This window comes from Acinetobacter sp. CAU_H_29a_1 (genome assembly GCF_058599505.1).
This window is the reverse complement of the sequence record NZ_CM178655.1, coordinates 88,967-103,395: the sequence shown is the minus strand read 5'-3', so window position 1 is coordinate 103,395 and position 14,429 is coordinate 88,967. Positions and strand designations below refer to the sequence as shown.

The window sequence follows — 14,429 nt, the reverse complement described above, 5'->3', positions numbered from 1 at the left end:
ATTATTTCGTATGTTTTCAGATTATGCTTTGATCTTAGCACAACTCATTTTTACAATTATTCTGATTTTTTACATTCTTTTAGCAGAATTATAGATATCACTATTCACCAGTTTTTGAATACAACCATGCCAGAACGGATTCTGGCATGGTATATATTCTGGATTAATTGGCTTCTGCTTCAGCAATCTCAAAAACCTGACGTAAATACGCCAAAAAGGTGTCATTATCCGTCATGGTTTTACCCGGACTGTCCGAAATTTTCGCAACCGACTGGCCATTACACTCGACCAGTTTAAGCACAATATTTAATGGCGTTTGCCCCATATCATTGGTCAAATTGGTACCAATTCCAAAACTGACTTGGAAACGGTCTTTGAAATAGTTGTGCAGATCCCACGCTTTCTCTAAATTCAGTCCATCACTAAACGTTAGCATTTTGGTTTTACTGTCAATTTTCAACTTTTTATAGTGGGCATAGGCTTTATCGCCCCATTCATACGGGTCGCCACTGTCATGACGCAAACCATCGAACAGTTTGGCAAAGTACAAGTCAAAATCTCGCAGGAATGCGTCCATCCCCACCACATCCGTCAAGGCAATACCTAAGTCACCACGGTATTCTTGTACCCAGGTTTCCAGTGCTGATTTTTGGAAATTACGTAAACGTACATCCAACGCTTGGAATGCTTGTAGGAATTCATGTGCCATGGTGCCAATCGGGGTTAGGCCCAATTGCTTCGCAATTAAGACATTACTGGTGCCACGGAAAATATGCGATGCAGCTTGATTAAACTCTTCAATCACATGTTTTTGCCACGCCAAACTATAGCGGCGCCGCGTACCAAAATCAGAGACTAAAAATGGGGGATCATTTGGCGTTTGCGATGTTTCATAGTGTTTTAATAATGCCACTTTGGCCTGTAAGCGACGTTCGCCCTCAACCATGACCTCTTCACTTCGAATACGGCGGAAATACAGCTCATTGACGATAGCAAGCACAAAGATTTCAAACATCATGGCTTGAACCATCGGCCCTTCAATCCGAATGTCTAAACGGCCTTGGTGATCAATACTGGCCACAATAAAACGGCGTTTGAGCTGAAACAATTCTAAATAATCGACAAAATCACTTTTGATAAAGCGCAAACCACGCAGGTATTGCAGCTCATCGTCTTGAAAACGTAATTGGCAGAGCAAATCTAATTGGTGATTTAAATCATCGAGAATGTCGACCAAAGGATAGACGGTGTCATCCAAATTGCGACAACGGAACTGGTACACACTATGCGCTTGGGGAAACTTATGCAGGACCACCTGTAGCATCGTAAATTTGTACAGATCAGTATCTAATAAGGATTGGATGATGGCAGACATATCATTTTCGGTTTTTAGCAACTTATTGCATTAAAGCACATTTTTTTAAGCTGCATAGCCATGTTTTGGTAATTCGGTCTTGCTATTCGACCAATTACTCGGGACATTTCTTGTTTCTCTTGATTCAGAATCCAAGTGTTGATGTCTTTATTGTATCGCTCTTGGCCTATGTTCTTTTACTTAAACATTGCTATGGATATCAACGCAACGGCCTTGTTTTTTCAATCGATGTCTCTCCTGCCCTGCACTAGGTTTGCTACAATTTCAGTCTGCACAATCAAATAGTAGATAGAATCAGTCATGCGGGCCTTATTACAACGCGTTCTCGAAGCCAAAGTGGTGGTCGATGGTGAAACCACAGGCGAAATTCAACACGGTATCTTGGTTTTCTTAGGTCTTGGGAAAGAAGACACTTTAGACAAAGGCAAAAAAATGATCGATAAAATTTTAAAGTATCGTTTTTTTGACGACGAACAAGGCAAAATGGGCTGGAATGTCAGCCAAGCCGGTGGGGGTATTCTTCTGGTTTCGCAGTTCACCTTAATGGCGCAAACCCAAAAAGGCTTACGCCCTGACTTTGGACCAGCCATGCCACCAAATGATGCTGAGGCTTTATACGAACAACTGGTTGAATATGCCAAGACCCAGTTTGAGCATGTGCAAACCGGTATTTTTGCTGCCGACATGAAAGTACATTTGGTCAATGATGGACCCGTGACTTTCAATTTAGAAGTCGAATAAAAGCACCATGCATAAAAAAGCCCTCTATCGAGTAATGCCAGTCAGTTAAGAAATTGACTGGCATTTTCTTGGATATTTTTGTGCTTTAATTTTCACTACTCGCGGACATTGCCTTTGCCTTTTTTCAGGTAATACAAATATTTTAGATTGTTCAAATAATTGCGCTAAATGTTTGGGTAGGTTTCCTGCTGATTCTAAAGGTGTGTGCCTTAAGATATTGATAATACTCATAGATGCAACATGGAAACTGATCCTTAAAGGACTCACCTTTGCATGTTCAGCGATAAACCTCATCTGTCTTCTTAAGATATTATATGCAATAAATACCCCCCACAATTCTTGATAGACCAAATCAGGTTGTTTGCTTCTTAAAATCCTTGCATCCTGTAAATCACTTTTAATTTCCCGATAACACATTTCTATTTCCCAACGCTGGATATAAAGCATTGCAAGGTCTTTGAATGGATAAACTTTAGAATCTGTTAATGATGTAATGTAACGTCTTATTTTTCCTGCATATTCAACTTCAATTAAACGTGCTTCCCAATAGTCACCCAATGACGGATTTATCTTTTTTGCTCTTGCTGAAACAGGCATTTTGATCTGAAAGTCATGGGCCGCATTATGATGAATCACTTCATAACGCAGGTTGTCCTTTGCTCGCATCAACCAATGACTCTCTTCTGCCTGAGATTGCCAGCTCACTAAAAAATCAGCAGAGAAGTAAGCACGATCAAATAGGGTAATACTGCGAACTGGTGCTTTTAATTGACTGGCTAAGGTTAATTCACCTTGATCCATACTGCCCATTTGGGCATCAATCATTTCATGGGTATTGGTATTCACCAGGCAAGTCGCTCTAACTTGTGGGTAAGGTGCAGCTGCTGTTTTGCCTTTGGATGAACCAAAGTGCTTAAAGTTTTCTTCTGTATGAGGCATAGACCAAACCACACCATCTACAGCACAAACGCATAGACCGTGAAAGTTGCTATATTGTTGTTGTGAGTCTTTAAACCATGCCTGACTTAATGTCGAAAATAAAGCACTCATGGGTTCTAAGCCTAAGCGTTGTCTTGCTTGTACGGATGCACTCGGTACACAGTATTCTGCCGTACCGAAAACAAGTTGCAATTGTTGAACCACATACCAAATCGGTTGATTTCGAAATAGAGCAAGTCCGATTACCAGCCAAACAACATGTTCAGCAGGCAGTTTTCTTTTTCGAATTGATGCTTTACCTGTTTGGTCTAAGCAATCTTCAATCCAGTTTAAATCAATCAATTCACTGAATTGTGAAAGTGAAGGTAAGGTTTGTTTTAATGTTAAATCTAGATTCTGAGATAAATTCATAAAAAAAGAGCGTATTTACATACGCTCTTTTTACAGCATTTTAACTTTTTTTGCTTAACTGACTGGCATTACTCTATCGAGGGCTTTTTTATGCATGGTGCTCAATCTGCCTTTTATAAAGGAGACGGAATCGAGACGTTTAAAAAATCTTTTTACTTACCTGTTTTTTCTTTCAAAAATGCGCGAGCGGCTTTAATTTTTGCTTTCACAGGCTTTGGTAGCTTGGGTGGAACCAATTTTGCAACTTGGTTAAACCAAACTAAGAGACCAAAATCACCTTCCATTTTAATGCTGCCGTTTTGCATGCCCGTCATAAATGCGGTTGGGTCACCTTTGATTAAAGTTTTCACACCCTGCTCACTGTCCGCAAACTGTAAAATAAAATCGGCTTTTTCAGCATCACCTGAAACGGTATCAATCTGACCATTGTTCACAATAATTTGGCGCGCCATACCCAGATCCGTACCAATTTGAATACGGAACTGACGTTCATGAACTAATTCAATAAATTTTGGACTGGTACGCGCCAGCTGTTTCATACGAAGTGCCAAACCTGTAACCATTAAATCCAGCGGATCCGTGCTGACATCAACCAATGGAAGTTTAACCACAGGAATTGAAGATAGTTTCATGACATGAAAGCCTATTGTAATTGTTGATAAATTGACTGTTTTCAATGCTACCACAAGTTGCCATTTTTACCGCTAGGCTTTGTATAACAATCATGTAAGAACGTAAAAAAGATGCTCTAGGCATCTTCTTTTACGGTATGAGGTTATGACTTAGCGGCTAGAACACTGCTGTTGGTCATCTTCATATACAGGTGTATGTTCAATACAACGGCGCTGCGCCAGTGCACGTTCTGCGCGACGATCTTCACGTAGAAGCAACATCGTCACAATAAGCATCGCTGAAGTTAAAGCAGTTAAGTAGCTATAAGTGATCGGCATTTCAAACACTGCTTGCACACCTAGGCGAATGACTTCCAATATTCCCCAAAACACCATACCCGCCACCATAAAACTCAACCAGCGACGATAAGGCGAAAAGAAAACAGCAATTAACGCAGCGGCGACTAAACTTAAGCCAACGATGGTTGCTAAATTCGCTGTTACCATAAAAACCTCCGTCTAAGATAAATTCAGGCAACTGGTACACTGTGCTGAACTCATCCCCGATACCGTTTAAAATTAATGGATTGTGTAGCTTTCAAACTCTATGCATGCATTATGAGCAGTTTTGAAAAGAAAAAAAGGCTTGTATTTTTAGAATGCGACATACCTTGTCGCCATATTATATTGTCATTACATTTTTTTAGATTTGAACTTTTCCAAAACAAAGACGCGCTCAGTCTTGGCGTGTCATTACAAAATAAAACCCGTATTTTCAGCGCTTAAAAATATTTTTTCCAATTCTGTTGATCGTTGTTTTTATCGACATTTTTCACTGACCGCTCATCGTTTTTCGCTTAAATTTGCAACAAAAAAACGCAGCTCAAAGGCTGCGTTTTTAATAACACCTAGATGCTTTAAGCACGATTTAAATCTTTATCGTGCACACCCAATAAATACAACACCCCATCTAAGCCAACACTTGAAATGGCTTGATTGGCGTTTTGTCTCACCAGCGGTTTCGCACGGAAAGCGACACCTAGGCCAGCAATCGACAGCATCGGTAAATCATTCGCACCATCGCCCACCGCAATCGCTTGCTCAAGAGAAATGCCCATCTTATCGGCTAAGTCACGTAATAATAATGCCTTACGTGCACCATCGACAATATGACCTTTAACTTCGCCTGTGACCACCCCATTTTCAACGTCTAAGACATTGGCATGGACTTCATCAATACCAAGTTTGGCTTGTAGATACTCTGCAAAGTACTGAAAACCACCCGACAAGATAGCCGTGCGGTAACCTAATGCTTTTAAAGTTGAAATTAAGCGTTCAGCACCTTCTGTAACGGTCAGACGTTCTGCAATTTTAGGTAGGACAGAGGCATCCATCCCTTTGAGCAGTGCCACGCGTGCACGGAAGCTTTGTTGGAAATCCAGCTCACCCTGCATTGCACGTTCCGTAATTTCAGCGACTTGTGCGCCGACACCCGCTTCAATCGCCAACTCATCAATCACTTCTTGCTCGATTAAGGTCGAGTCCATGTCAAAACACACCAAACGGCGGTTACGACGGTAGGCATTGTCTTCTTGTACCGCCACATCGACATTTAGTTCATGTGACAAACGTAAACAGGCTGCACGCATGGCGGCGGCATCCAGCATTTGACCACTTAAACCAAATTGAACACAGGCGCGTTTCGGCCCATCGACTTCGCCATTTAAGACTGGACGACCTGACAAACGGGTCACAGTTTCGATGTTGAAACCTTGGTTGGACACAATATTTGTAACTGCTTGTAAGTGAGACGCCTCAAGCTCTGGCGCCAAAGCTGTGACTATATAACGCGTCCGCCCACCTTCACTCACCCACTGGTCATATTCAGTTGTAGTGATTGGTTTAAAACGTACAGTTAAACCAATATCATGTGCTAAAATTAGAATTTCCTTCATCGCCAAAGCTGTTGCGGTTTGGTCGTCTGAAGAAATAACAATACCTAAGGTCAATTGGTTATGAATAACTGCTTGTCCGACATCTAAAATTTGTAGTGAATGAGTGGACAATACCTGCATTAATCGAGTGAACTGATTAGGTTGGTCTGGTCCTAAAAATGAAATAAGAATGATTTCTCGCATGAATTGACTCGGGTCTGAGCTACGACTATTGTTAGAATCATAATCGAAATTGAATATATTTTCTTTGGAAGTTTACGTTGAATGCGCCTAGACAAGGGCTATTTGCTAGCCTATTAATTGTAAGTTTTGCTTTACATACCTTTTTATTGGTATTGGCAACGACTCATCAACTGAATGAAAACCGTGCCAACCAAGGCCAACTGATGACCTCTCAATTGGTCACAGACAGTCTTGCAGAGCTGGAGCCTGCCAACACGGTTTCTCTTGCGCTTTTGGTGGATCGCTATGCGACCAACCCAAGCGTAGCTTCCATTCGGATTTTGGATGCCAACAATCAAGTCTTGGCGACAGGTGGCCAAGTTCGAACACGTGATGGCGAAGTATTTGTCCGTGATGTGCTGCAAAATGAAAAGAAAGTGGGTAGCATTGAAATCACGCTCATTAAACCAAGTATGGGTGAGATTTTACGTACTCAGTGGTTAGCGATTTTATTGTCCTTAGCGATTCATGGTTTACTGTGGTTAGCTTATCGCGCCATTGCGCGTCCAAGCCGTACCGAATATTTGGCACGGATCAATAACGAATCCCGCTTAAAACACGAAATTCAAGTTCTAACCCAAACCCTTGAACAGGAAAAACACCATACGGCGGTCGCGATTGCTCAAGCACAACAACAAATCAAAACCAGTGCGAAGCCTAAAGAACAAAAACCCGTGATCGTGGACAATCATTCGGTTGCGCTCAATATTCAATTCTACGACCCGAAACAGTTGATGGACTCGGTGAATACAACCGTGTCTATTCCATACTTTAATTTGTGTCAGATTTTCCTCAATAAAAGTACAGAACTGTGTTTAAAACACTACAAACTCAACAGCTCGGACATCACTACAGTTCAATCCTTTAATGAGCATGGTGCCACCCTCAGCATGTCGACAGACACACCCAATGCAGTGCCATGTTTAATGATGATCAGCAGTGTGTTCCAACTGCTTTCTGAGGTTTTGTATAAACGTTACCGCGAAGAAAAGCGCTTTGTTTTGCAAACGCGTTGTGGCATTTCAACTGCAGTCGATGCGATGCAGCTGTCTGCAAATCAAGCTGCTGAGCGTTTGGTCCAACAGTTATCGGCCAAAGAAAGTGCCATATATTTAAGCAACGAATTATTGAAAGACATTTCTGAAAGTTACCAACTGGTGAATTTACCTAATCCAACCAATGTCTTGACCCGCCATGCCTTTATGGTCAATGGCATGGGTGCTGAGTCTGCAGAATTGGCACAAAGCTTAAGAACGGAAATTTTAAAAGCAAAACAATCTAAAGCCTCTTAATTACATCCAATCATAAAAAAAAGCCTGACCTACATCAGGCTTTTTTTATGGCAACTGTTAAATTTTGAGTTGCTTCTGCGCAATTAAATGTTGCTGTGCACTATACCTTTGCTCTGGATCGGTACAGGCCACTTTAAGCCAATGACCATCGGCTTGTAGCTCCCAAGCATTCAAACAATCATTTAAGTAGCTGATTAATCCGTCTTTATAAATCTGCTTTTTCAAAACGCGATCTAATATTGGAAAGCAGGTTTCAACACGCGAAAATAAATTACGTCCCATCCAGTCTGCGCTGGCACAGTACAGCTTTTTCTCACCGCCATGCTCAAAACAATACACGCGGGTATGTTCCAGAAAACGGCCCACAATCGAACGCACACGAATATTCTCAGACATGCCTTGGACCTGTGGAATCAAACAGCAGATAGAACGGATAATAAGATCGACCTGTACCCCCGCTTGTGATGCACGATACAGTGCAGCAATTAACTTCGGCTCCGTTAAGGCATTGACTTTAATGATGATACGCGCCTTTTGACCGGCTTGTGCAAACTGAATTTCTTGCTCAATCAGTTTTAACAGTTCACTGTGTAACGTAAAAGGCGCATGTAACAACGCCTTCAACTTGGCCATTTTGCCCATCCCCGTCAGTTCTTGGAACATACGATGTACATCTTCACAAATGTCAGGCTGTGTGGTCATCAACCCATAATCGGTATACATACGCGCATTACCCGCATGATAATTGCCTGTGCCCAGATGGGCATAACGGATCAACTGGGCATTTTCACGGCGTACGATCAAAATCATTTTGGCATGGGTTTTATAACCGACAATGCCATACACCACCACCGCCCCAGCTTCTTGCAAAATATTCGCCACGGTAATATTCGACTCTTCATCAAAACGCGCCCGCAACTCAATCACGGCTGTGACTTCCTTGCCATTTCGTGCTGCTTCTGCCAAGACCTGTACAATTTCAGAGTCAGGTCCACTGCGGTAAAGGGTTTGTTTAATCGCCAGCACATTTGGGTCTTTCGCTGCTTCTTTTAATAAACCAATCACAGGCTGAAAAGAATCAAAAGGATGATGCAACAACACATCCTGTACTTTTAAGGTATCAAAGGTACTTTTTTGTTTACGCAAGACTCTGGGAATGACTGGAATAAACACTGGATGCTTTAATTCAGGCCGGTCACAACTGGTGCTGAGGCGTGAAAGATTGATCGGCCCATCAATGCGATAAAGCTCCTGCTCGGTTAAATCAAACTCCTTAAGCAAATAATCAATCACCGTTTCGGGGCAGTCATCTTCGATTTCTAAACGCACCGCACGACCAAAACGGCGTGAAGACAGCTCATCTTTCAATGCCACCGCCAAATCATCAACATCTTCCGACAAAATCAGATCGGCATTACGCGTCACACGAAAAGCATAACAACCCGTGGCTTTCATCCCCGGAAACAGATCACTGATGTGCTGCTGAATCATTGCGGTTAAAAAAATCTGCGTGTCGATATTGCCTGCCACGTTTTTCGGCATCTGAATTAAACGCGGTAATGAGCGCGGTGCAGGGACAATCGCCATTTCAATGCTTCGTCCAAAAGCATCTTTACCTTGTAAACTCACAATGAAATTCAGACTTTTATTCACGAGGCGAGGAAAAGGATGTGACGGATCTAAGCTGATTGGGGTCAAAACCGGTTGAATTTCTCTGGCGAAATATTCTGCAATCCACGCTTTATGTTTTTCTAAAATATCTTGGAACTGGATGAACTGAATGCCTTGTGCTTGTAACTCAGGCAAAATCGAATGATTTAAAACTTCAAACTGTTTTTTAACGGCACGATGAATGGATTGGGACAGGTCTTCTAATATCACTTCAGTGGGAACAGCATCAGGGGTTCGTGCTATCACATTCATATCGCGTTGTTTCATTAAGCCCGCAATACGAATTTCAAAAAACTCATCTAAATTACGTGAAAAAATAATTAAAAAAGTTAAGCGCTCCAGCACAGGCAAACTCGGATCTAATGCTTGTGCTAAAACCCGCTGATGAAACTCAAATAACGATAGCTCTCGGTTAAAATACGTCGCCGATGAATGCTGAAAATTATCCATACCCTCTCAATGCTGTTTGCAACAGTCTGTTATGAAGTGTTTGGCAGGGATGTTAGGTAGTCTTTATGACAGTTTAGTTACAACCTCATGCCAAATAGAAAATTCATCCTGACTTTATGCTTGAAGCTGCAACAGCGTACAATACTCAAACCGACATATGTTCCTTTTCACTTTTTTCCTTGGCAGTGGCGTCTGCTTTCGCGGCCCAATAACTGGCTAATATTGGCCCTGAAATGTTATGCCACAAACTAAAGATCGCACTGGGTACCGCCGTAATTGGTGAAGCAGCAAAATGCACAGCCGCCAAAGCCACGCCTAGTCCTGAGTTTTGCATCCCGACCTCAATCGAAACCGCTTTACAGTCGGCATGTGGCAAGTGAAACATCCGTGCTGCTGCAAAGCCAAGTAAATAACCAATCGCGTTATGTAACGCCACCACAGCTAAAATCAATAAGCCTGATTCTAAAATTTGTGCTTTTGAGCCGCCAATAATCGCTGCCACAATCAGCACAATTGCGACCACTGAAATTAAGGGCATCACCGAAATATAACTTTCGACTTTCTGTTTCAGCACGGCGCGTATCACCAGCCCTAAAATAATCGGGAACAGAACCACCTGTAAAATTGAACTCAGCATCGACCATGCATTAATTTCAATCCATTGGCTGGCCAACAGATAGAAAATCGCGGGAGTCAGAACAGGTGCCAATAAGGTCGATACCGTAGTACATGCGACAGACAAAGCCGTATTGCCTTTCGCCATATAAGTAATCACATTGGATGCCGTGCCACCCGGACAGCAACCCACTAAAATCACCCCGATCGCAATTTCAGTCGGCAAGCGAAACAATAAACACAACAGATAAGCCACGCTTGGCATCACCACAAACTGAGCCGCCACCCCAATTGCAACCGCTTTAGGACTTTGCATCACACCTTTAAAATCATCCAGTGTCATGGTCATACCCATACCAAACATGATCAGCCCTAACATCCACGTGATATAAGCTTTCATCCAGACAAAAGTTTCAGGGCTTAGGAGCGCAATGCCTGCAAATAACACCACCCACAGAGCAAAGGTTTTTTGAATCCAAGCGGTAAATTTTAAAAAAGTGCCCATGACCTTTCCCTACTGCATGTTTTTATAATGTCGATATTGGTGATTGAGGTGAGCCGATTAGCTCAGCACATCAATTCACGGCATATTGTTGCACAATATCTTTGCAATACAGACGTTTCACACCATGGGCCAGCATCTCTTGCCATGCATGTTGTAAAGAACCATGTAAATCAATGCCTTTGGTGGCATCGGCAATCACATAGGTTTGAAAACCGAGTTTACAGGCATCTATTGCCGTCCATGCCACACAAAAGTCAGTTGCAATTCCAACAATAAACACGGTATCAATCCCACGCTCTCTTAAATAGCCTGCGAGTCCCGTCTGGGTTTTATGATCGGCTTCTAAAAAAGCGGAATAACTATCAATGTGTACATGACATCCTTTACGAATGATCAATTGCGCTTTGGCAAGGTCAAGATCGGGATGCAATTCAGCATCCTGAGTGCCTTGTACACAGTGACGTGGCCAGAGTACTTGTGTGCCATAGTCCAATTCAATCGTTTGAAAATCTTGTTGATCGGGATGGTTGTCTGCAAAAGAAATATGATTTTCGGGATGCCAATCTTGGGTGAGTACAATATTGTCAAAATAATCCCCCAGTTGATTAATTTTAGGAATAATTTGATCTGATCCTGCTACCGCTAAATTTCCACCAGGCGTAAAACCATTTTGTACATCCACCACAATCAATGCCATATTCTTCTGCATTCTTCTCTGTCCTTTTTGTTCTGCGCTCGAAGGCCAAGCATAGCTTAATTTATAAAACAGTATTCATCCTCGCGGGTCAAAATTAAATGACCACAGCCTTGAGTGCAATGGGTATTGCGGCAAATTGAAGCGAAGATAGAATATAGAACAAAATACTGGACATTGATCTATAACGTTAAAAGGACATGTCATCGCTGTTTAGAGAAATTGTGTAAGCGTTAAAAGTGCTTCAATCCTGAACTTTATATCCAGATATTCAGTTTAATTGACTTCTAAGCCTCAATTGAGATGAAGAATTTCCTTTCATTAAATGCTTCAATCCATGGCCATAGGTTATGCAAAACGCCCTTTTCAGATGCAAAATAAGATGCTTTTCTTTGTCTACCATTTGAACAAGCTGTATTTTTGTAGCGAAAGATAAAGTTTTTATACACTTTGACTAAAGCATATTGTTCTTCATGTTGTGTTCGTTCATAATTTGCATAAGCATTATTCAATGCATCAGCGCTTTGAAAATGCTATAAATTAAAATACGCACCCATCCAATCTTATGTTTTTCTGGCCTAACTGGATGGACAAATAGGATATTTTTTTAAAATGACTCAGCAAGCACAGACCATCCAAGGCTCAATTGTCGCAATCGTCACCCCTATGTTTGAAGATGGCAGCGTAGATTGGAAGGGTCTAGAGAAGCTCGTTGAGTGGCATATCGCACAAGGCACAAATAGCATTGTTGCTGTCGGTACAACGGGTGAAGCGTCTACTCTAAGCATGAAAGAGCATACACAAGTGATTAAAGAAATCATTCGTGTCGCGAACAAACGCATCCCTATTATTGCGGGTACTGGCGCGAATTCAACGCGTGAAGCCATCGAGTTGACTAAAGAAGCCAAAGAACTCGGTGCAGATGCTGCTCTTCTGGTTACCCCTTATTATAATAAACCGACCCAAGAAGGCTTATATCAGCACTATAAAGCTATTGCTGAAGCTGTTGATCTTCCTCAAATTCTGTATAACGTACCTGGTCGTACAGGTGTCGATATGGCGAATGAAACGGTCATTCGTTTGGCCGATATTCCTCAAATTGTGGGCATCAAAGATGCCACAGGTGATGTCCCGCGTGGTCAAGCACTGCTCGAAGGCCTTGCTGGCAAAGCGATGACCGTCTATTCAGGTGATGATGCAACGGCTTATCAACTGATTCTGTCGGGAGCAAAAGGCAATATTTCTGTGACTGCAAACGTTGCACCCAAAGAAATGAGCGATGTTTGCGCGGCAGCACTGGCAGGCGAAGCTGAAAAAGCAGAAAACCTAAATACCCAAGTTGCAAATTTACACGAAATTCTATTTTGCGAATCGAACCCAATTCCTGTGAAATGGGCACTTCATGAAATGCAGTTAATCGAAACGGGTATTCGTTTACCATTAACACCACTTGCAGAACAATATCGCACACCGCTCCGTGAAGCACTCACAACGGCGGGTGTCATTAAATAAAGAGCACATCAATATGCAATTACGTTTAGGTCTTACTCTCGCACTTTCAGTTGTCAGTTTAGCGGGTTGTAGTTCCCTTGCAGTCAATAACGGTAGTTTGGACTATAAAGAAACAGCAACCTTAGAACCTCTTAAGTACCCTGAAGGCTCTATGGTTCGACCTGCAACGCCGTTGTATCCAGCTCCAACGGTTGAAGCGCTCGCTCTTGAACATGCACCTGTACTTGAAAATAAGCGCGGAAACCGTTTTGCAATGCCGCGCCCTCAAGCTGCTCAAGTCATGTCGAATGCAGAATCAACGGAAACAGTTGATACAGCTGTGAGCCGCCCTCAATTGATTATTGACGGAAATAAGAATCCGCTGCTCAAAATTGAGGGAAATTCTGCTACAATTTGGCAATATACGCTTGCCACCCTCAGCAGCCTCAACCATCAAATTGTTGGTCAAAGCAAAAATGGTTATGAAGCAACCATTAAAATCGATCAACAGGTCTATGTGTTAAGACTAACCGCGGTCGGCAGCAGCAATAACCTCGCTGTGTTCAATGCCGATAACAGTTTTGCAGCGCCTGAAAAAGCCACAGAATTGTTAACCCAGATTTACCAAAATTGGCCAGCCTAGTCGTACTAGGCATTTTTTTTTGAAAAAGGTTCCCTCATGTTAAAACAAACCTTGCTCTATACTGGTAAAGCGAAATCTGTCTATGAAACAGACAGTGCAGACCACCTGATTTTAGTCTTTCGTGATGATGCTTCGGCATTCAATGGTGAAAAGATCGAACAACTAGATCGTAAAGGTAAGGTGAACAACCGTTTTAACGCCTTTATCATGGATAAATTGGCTGCGGCTGGCATTGAGACTCACTTTGAAAAACTTCTTTCTCCAACAGAAGTTCTAGTGAAAAAACTCAGCATGATCCCTGTTGAATGTGTAATTCGTAATTATGCAGCAGGTTCTTTATGCCGTCGCTTAGGTGTAGAAGAAGGCAAGGAATTAACACCGCCGACTTTCGAATTATTCTTCAAAGACGATGCACTTGGTGACCCAATGGTCAATGAGTCTCAAGCGATTGCTTTAGGTTGGGCAACTGCTGAGCAACTTGAGCAAATGAAAGTCCTCACTTACCAAGTGAACGAAGTGCTTAAAAACTTATTTGACCAAGGTGGCATGCTACTTGTGGACTTCAAACTTGAGTTTGGTGTATTCCACGACCGTATTGTTTTAGGTGATGAGTTCTCTCCAGACGGTTGTCGTCTATGGGACAAAGAAACCAAGAAAAAACTCGACAAAGACCGTTTCCGTCAAGGTTTAGGCGGTGTGGTTGAAGCTTATGAAGAAGTTGCTGCACGTTTAGGTATCGACCTTTCTGATATCTAATCAGTTACAGATTCAAGAAAACCGAGCTTAATCGCTCGGTTTTTTTATTCTTTACATT

At 42.2% G+C, this 14,429-nt stretch carries 13 protein-coding genes; 5 read left to right on the top strand and 8 right to left on the bottom strand.

The genetic code is table 11. The annotated features are described in order from the left end of the window. Nucleotides 1-163: 163 nt before the first annotated feature. On the bottom strand, nt 164-1,375 hold the full coding sequence (gene pncB, locus AC4MDD_RS00470) for a nicotinate phosphoribosyltransferase (protein ID WP_491882165.1): 1,212 nt from the start codon (nt 1,373-1,375) through the stop codon (nt 164-166). A 300-nt stretch (nt 1,376-1,675) separates the two neighbouring features. Between pncB and dtd the strand changes: the two genes are divergently transcribed. After that, entirely contained in the window at nt 1,676-2,116 is a 441-nt protein-coding gene (gene dtd / locus AC4MDD_RS00465) for a D-aminoacyl-tRNA deacylase (protein WP_078425125.1), read from the top strand. A 45-nt stretch (nt 2,117-2,161) separates the two neighbouring features. Here the strand turns inward: dtd and AC4MDD_RS00460 are convergent, their stop codons facing one another. The 4 genes from AC4MDD_RS00460 to serB all read right to left on the bottom strand — a co-directional run bounded on the left by AC4MDD_RS00460 (nt 2,162) and on the right by serB (nt 6,215). After that, the gene (locus AC4MDD_RS00460; protein ID WP_062032364.1) at nt 2,162-3,466 is read right to left on the bottom strand and encodes an IS4 family transposase; all 1,305 of its coding nucleotides are present in this window, start codon (nt 3,464-3,466) and stop codon (nt 2,162-2,164) included. Between the two features lie 152 nt (nt 3,467-3,618). After that, nucleotides 3,619-4,098, bottom strand: a complete 480-nt coding sequence (locus AC4MDD_RS00455; RefSeq protein WP_004691804.1) for an SCP2 sterol-binding domain-containing protein — start codon at nt 4,096-4,098, stop codon at nt 3,619-3,621. A 150-nt stretch (nt 4,099-4,248) separates the two neighbouring features. After that, the gene (gene aciT / locus AC4MDD_RS00450) at nt 4,249-4,584 is read right to left on the bottom strand and encodes a ciprofloxacin tolerance protein AciT (protein WP_004691806.1); all 336 of its coding nucleotides are present in this window, start codon (nt 4,582-4,584) and stop codon (nt 4,249-4,251) included. A gap of 410 nt (nt 4,585-4,994) precedes the next feature. Then, nucleotides 4,995-6,215 carry a phosphoserine phosphatase SerB gene (gene serB, locus AC4MDD_RS00445; RefSeq protein WP_491882164.1) on the bottom strand — a complete coding sequence of 407 codons (1,221 nt, stop codon included), beginning with the start codon at nt 6,213-6,215 and terminating at the stop codon, nt 4,995-4,997. A gap of 77 nt (nt 6,216-6,292) precedes the next feature. Between serB and AC4MDD_RS00440 the strand changes: the two genes are divergently transcribed. After that, complete coding sequence (locus tag AC4MDD_RS00440) at nt 6,293-7,546, top strand: hypothetical protein (protein WP_491882163.1); 1,254 nt, start codon at nt 6,293-6,295, stop codon at nt 7,544-7,546. 57 nt (nt 7,547-7,603) lie between these two features. Here the strand turns inward: AC4MDD_RS00440 and ppk1 are convergent, their stop codons facing one another. The 3 genes from ppk1 to pncA form a co-directional block, all read right to left on the bottom strand. After that, nucleotides 7,604-9,667, bottom strand: coding sequence for a polyphosphate kinase 1 (ppk1, locus tag AC4MDD_RS00435; protein ID WP_491882162.1), 2,064 nt, complete (start codon nt 9,665-9,667; stop codon nt 7,604-7,606). A gap of 145 nt (nt 9,668-9,812) precedes the next feature. Then, complete coding sequence (locus AC4MDD_RS00430) at nt 9,813-10,787, bottom strand: bile acid:sodium symporter family protein (RefSeq protein ID WP_114837605.1); 975 nt, start codon at nt 10,785-10,787, stop codon at nt 9,813-9,815. A 70-nt stretch (nt 10,788-10,857) separates the two neighbouring features. Beyond that, nucleotides 10,858-11,496: a bifunctional nicotinamidase/pyrazinamidase gene (pncA, locus tag AC4MDD_RS00425; RefSeq protein WP_114837606.1), complete on the bottom strand. Its 639-nt coding sequence runs from the start codon at nt 11,494-11,496 to the stop codon at nt 10,858-10,860. 597 nt (nt 11,497-12,093) lie between these two features. Here pncA and dapA point away from each other — a divergent pair. From dapA to purC, 3 genes are read left to right on the top strand one after another with little or no spacing between them, the layout of a single operon-like run. Next, nucleotides 12,094-12,993, top strand: a complete 900-nt coding sequence (gene dapA, locus AC4MDD_RS00420; RefSeq protein ID WP_114837608.1) for a 4-hydroxy-tetrahydrodipicolinate synthase — start codon at nt 12,094-12,096, stop codon at nt 12,991-12,993. A gap of 13 nt (nt 12,994-13,006) precedes the next feature. Continuing rightward, nucleotides 13,007-13,615 (top strand): hypothetical protein, encoded by a 609-nt coding sequence (locus tag AC4MDD_RS00415; protein WP_005401459.1) that lies wholly within the window; start codon nt 13,007-13,009, stop codon nt 13,613-13,615. Between the two features lie 36 nt (nt 13,616-13,651). After that, a complete protein-coding gene (gene purC, locus AC4MDD_RS00410) occupies nt 13,652-14,371 on the top strand; it encodes a phosphoribosylaminoimidazolesuccinocarboxamide synthase (protein ID WP_004691818.1) in 720 nt (239 codons plus the stop codon). Nucleotides 14,372-14,429: the final 58 nt, after the last annotated feature.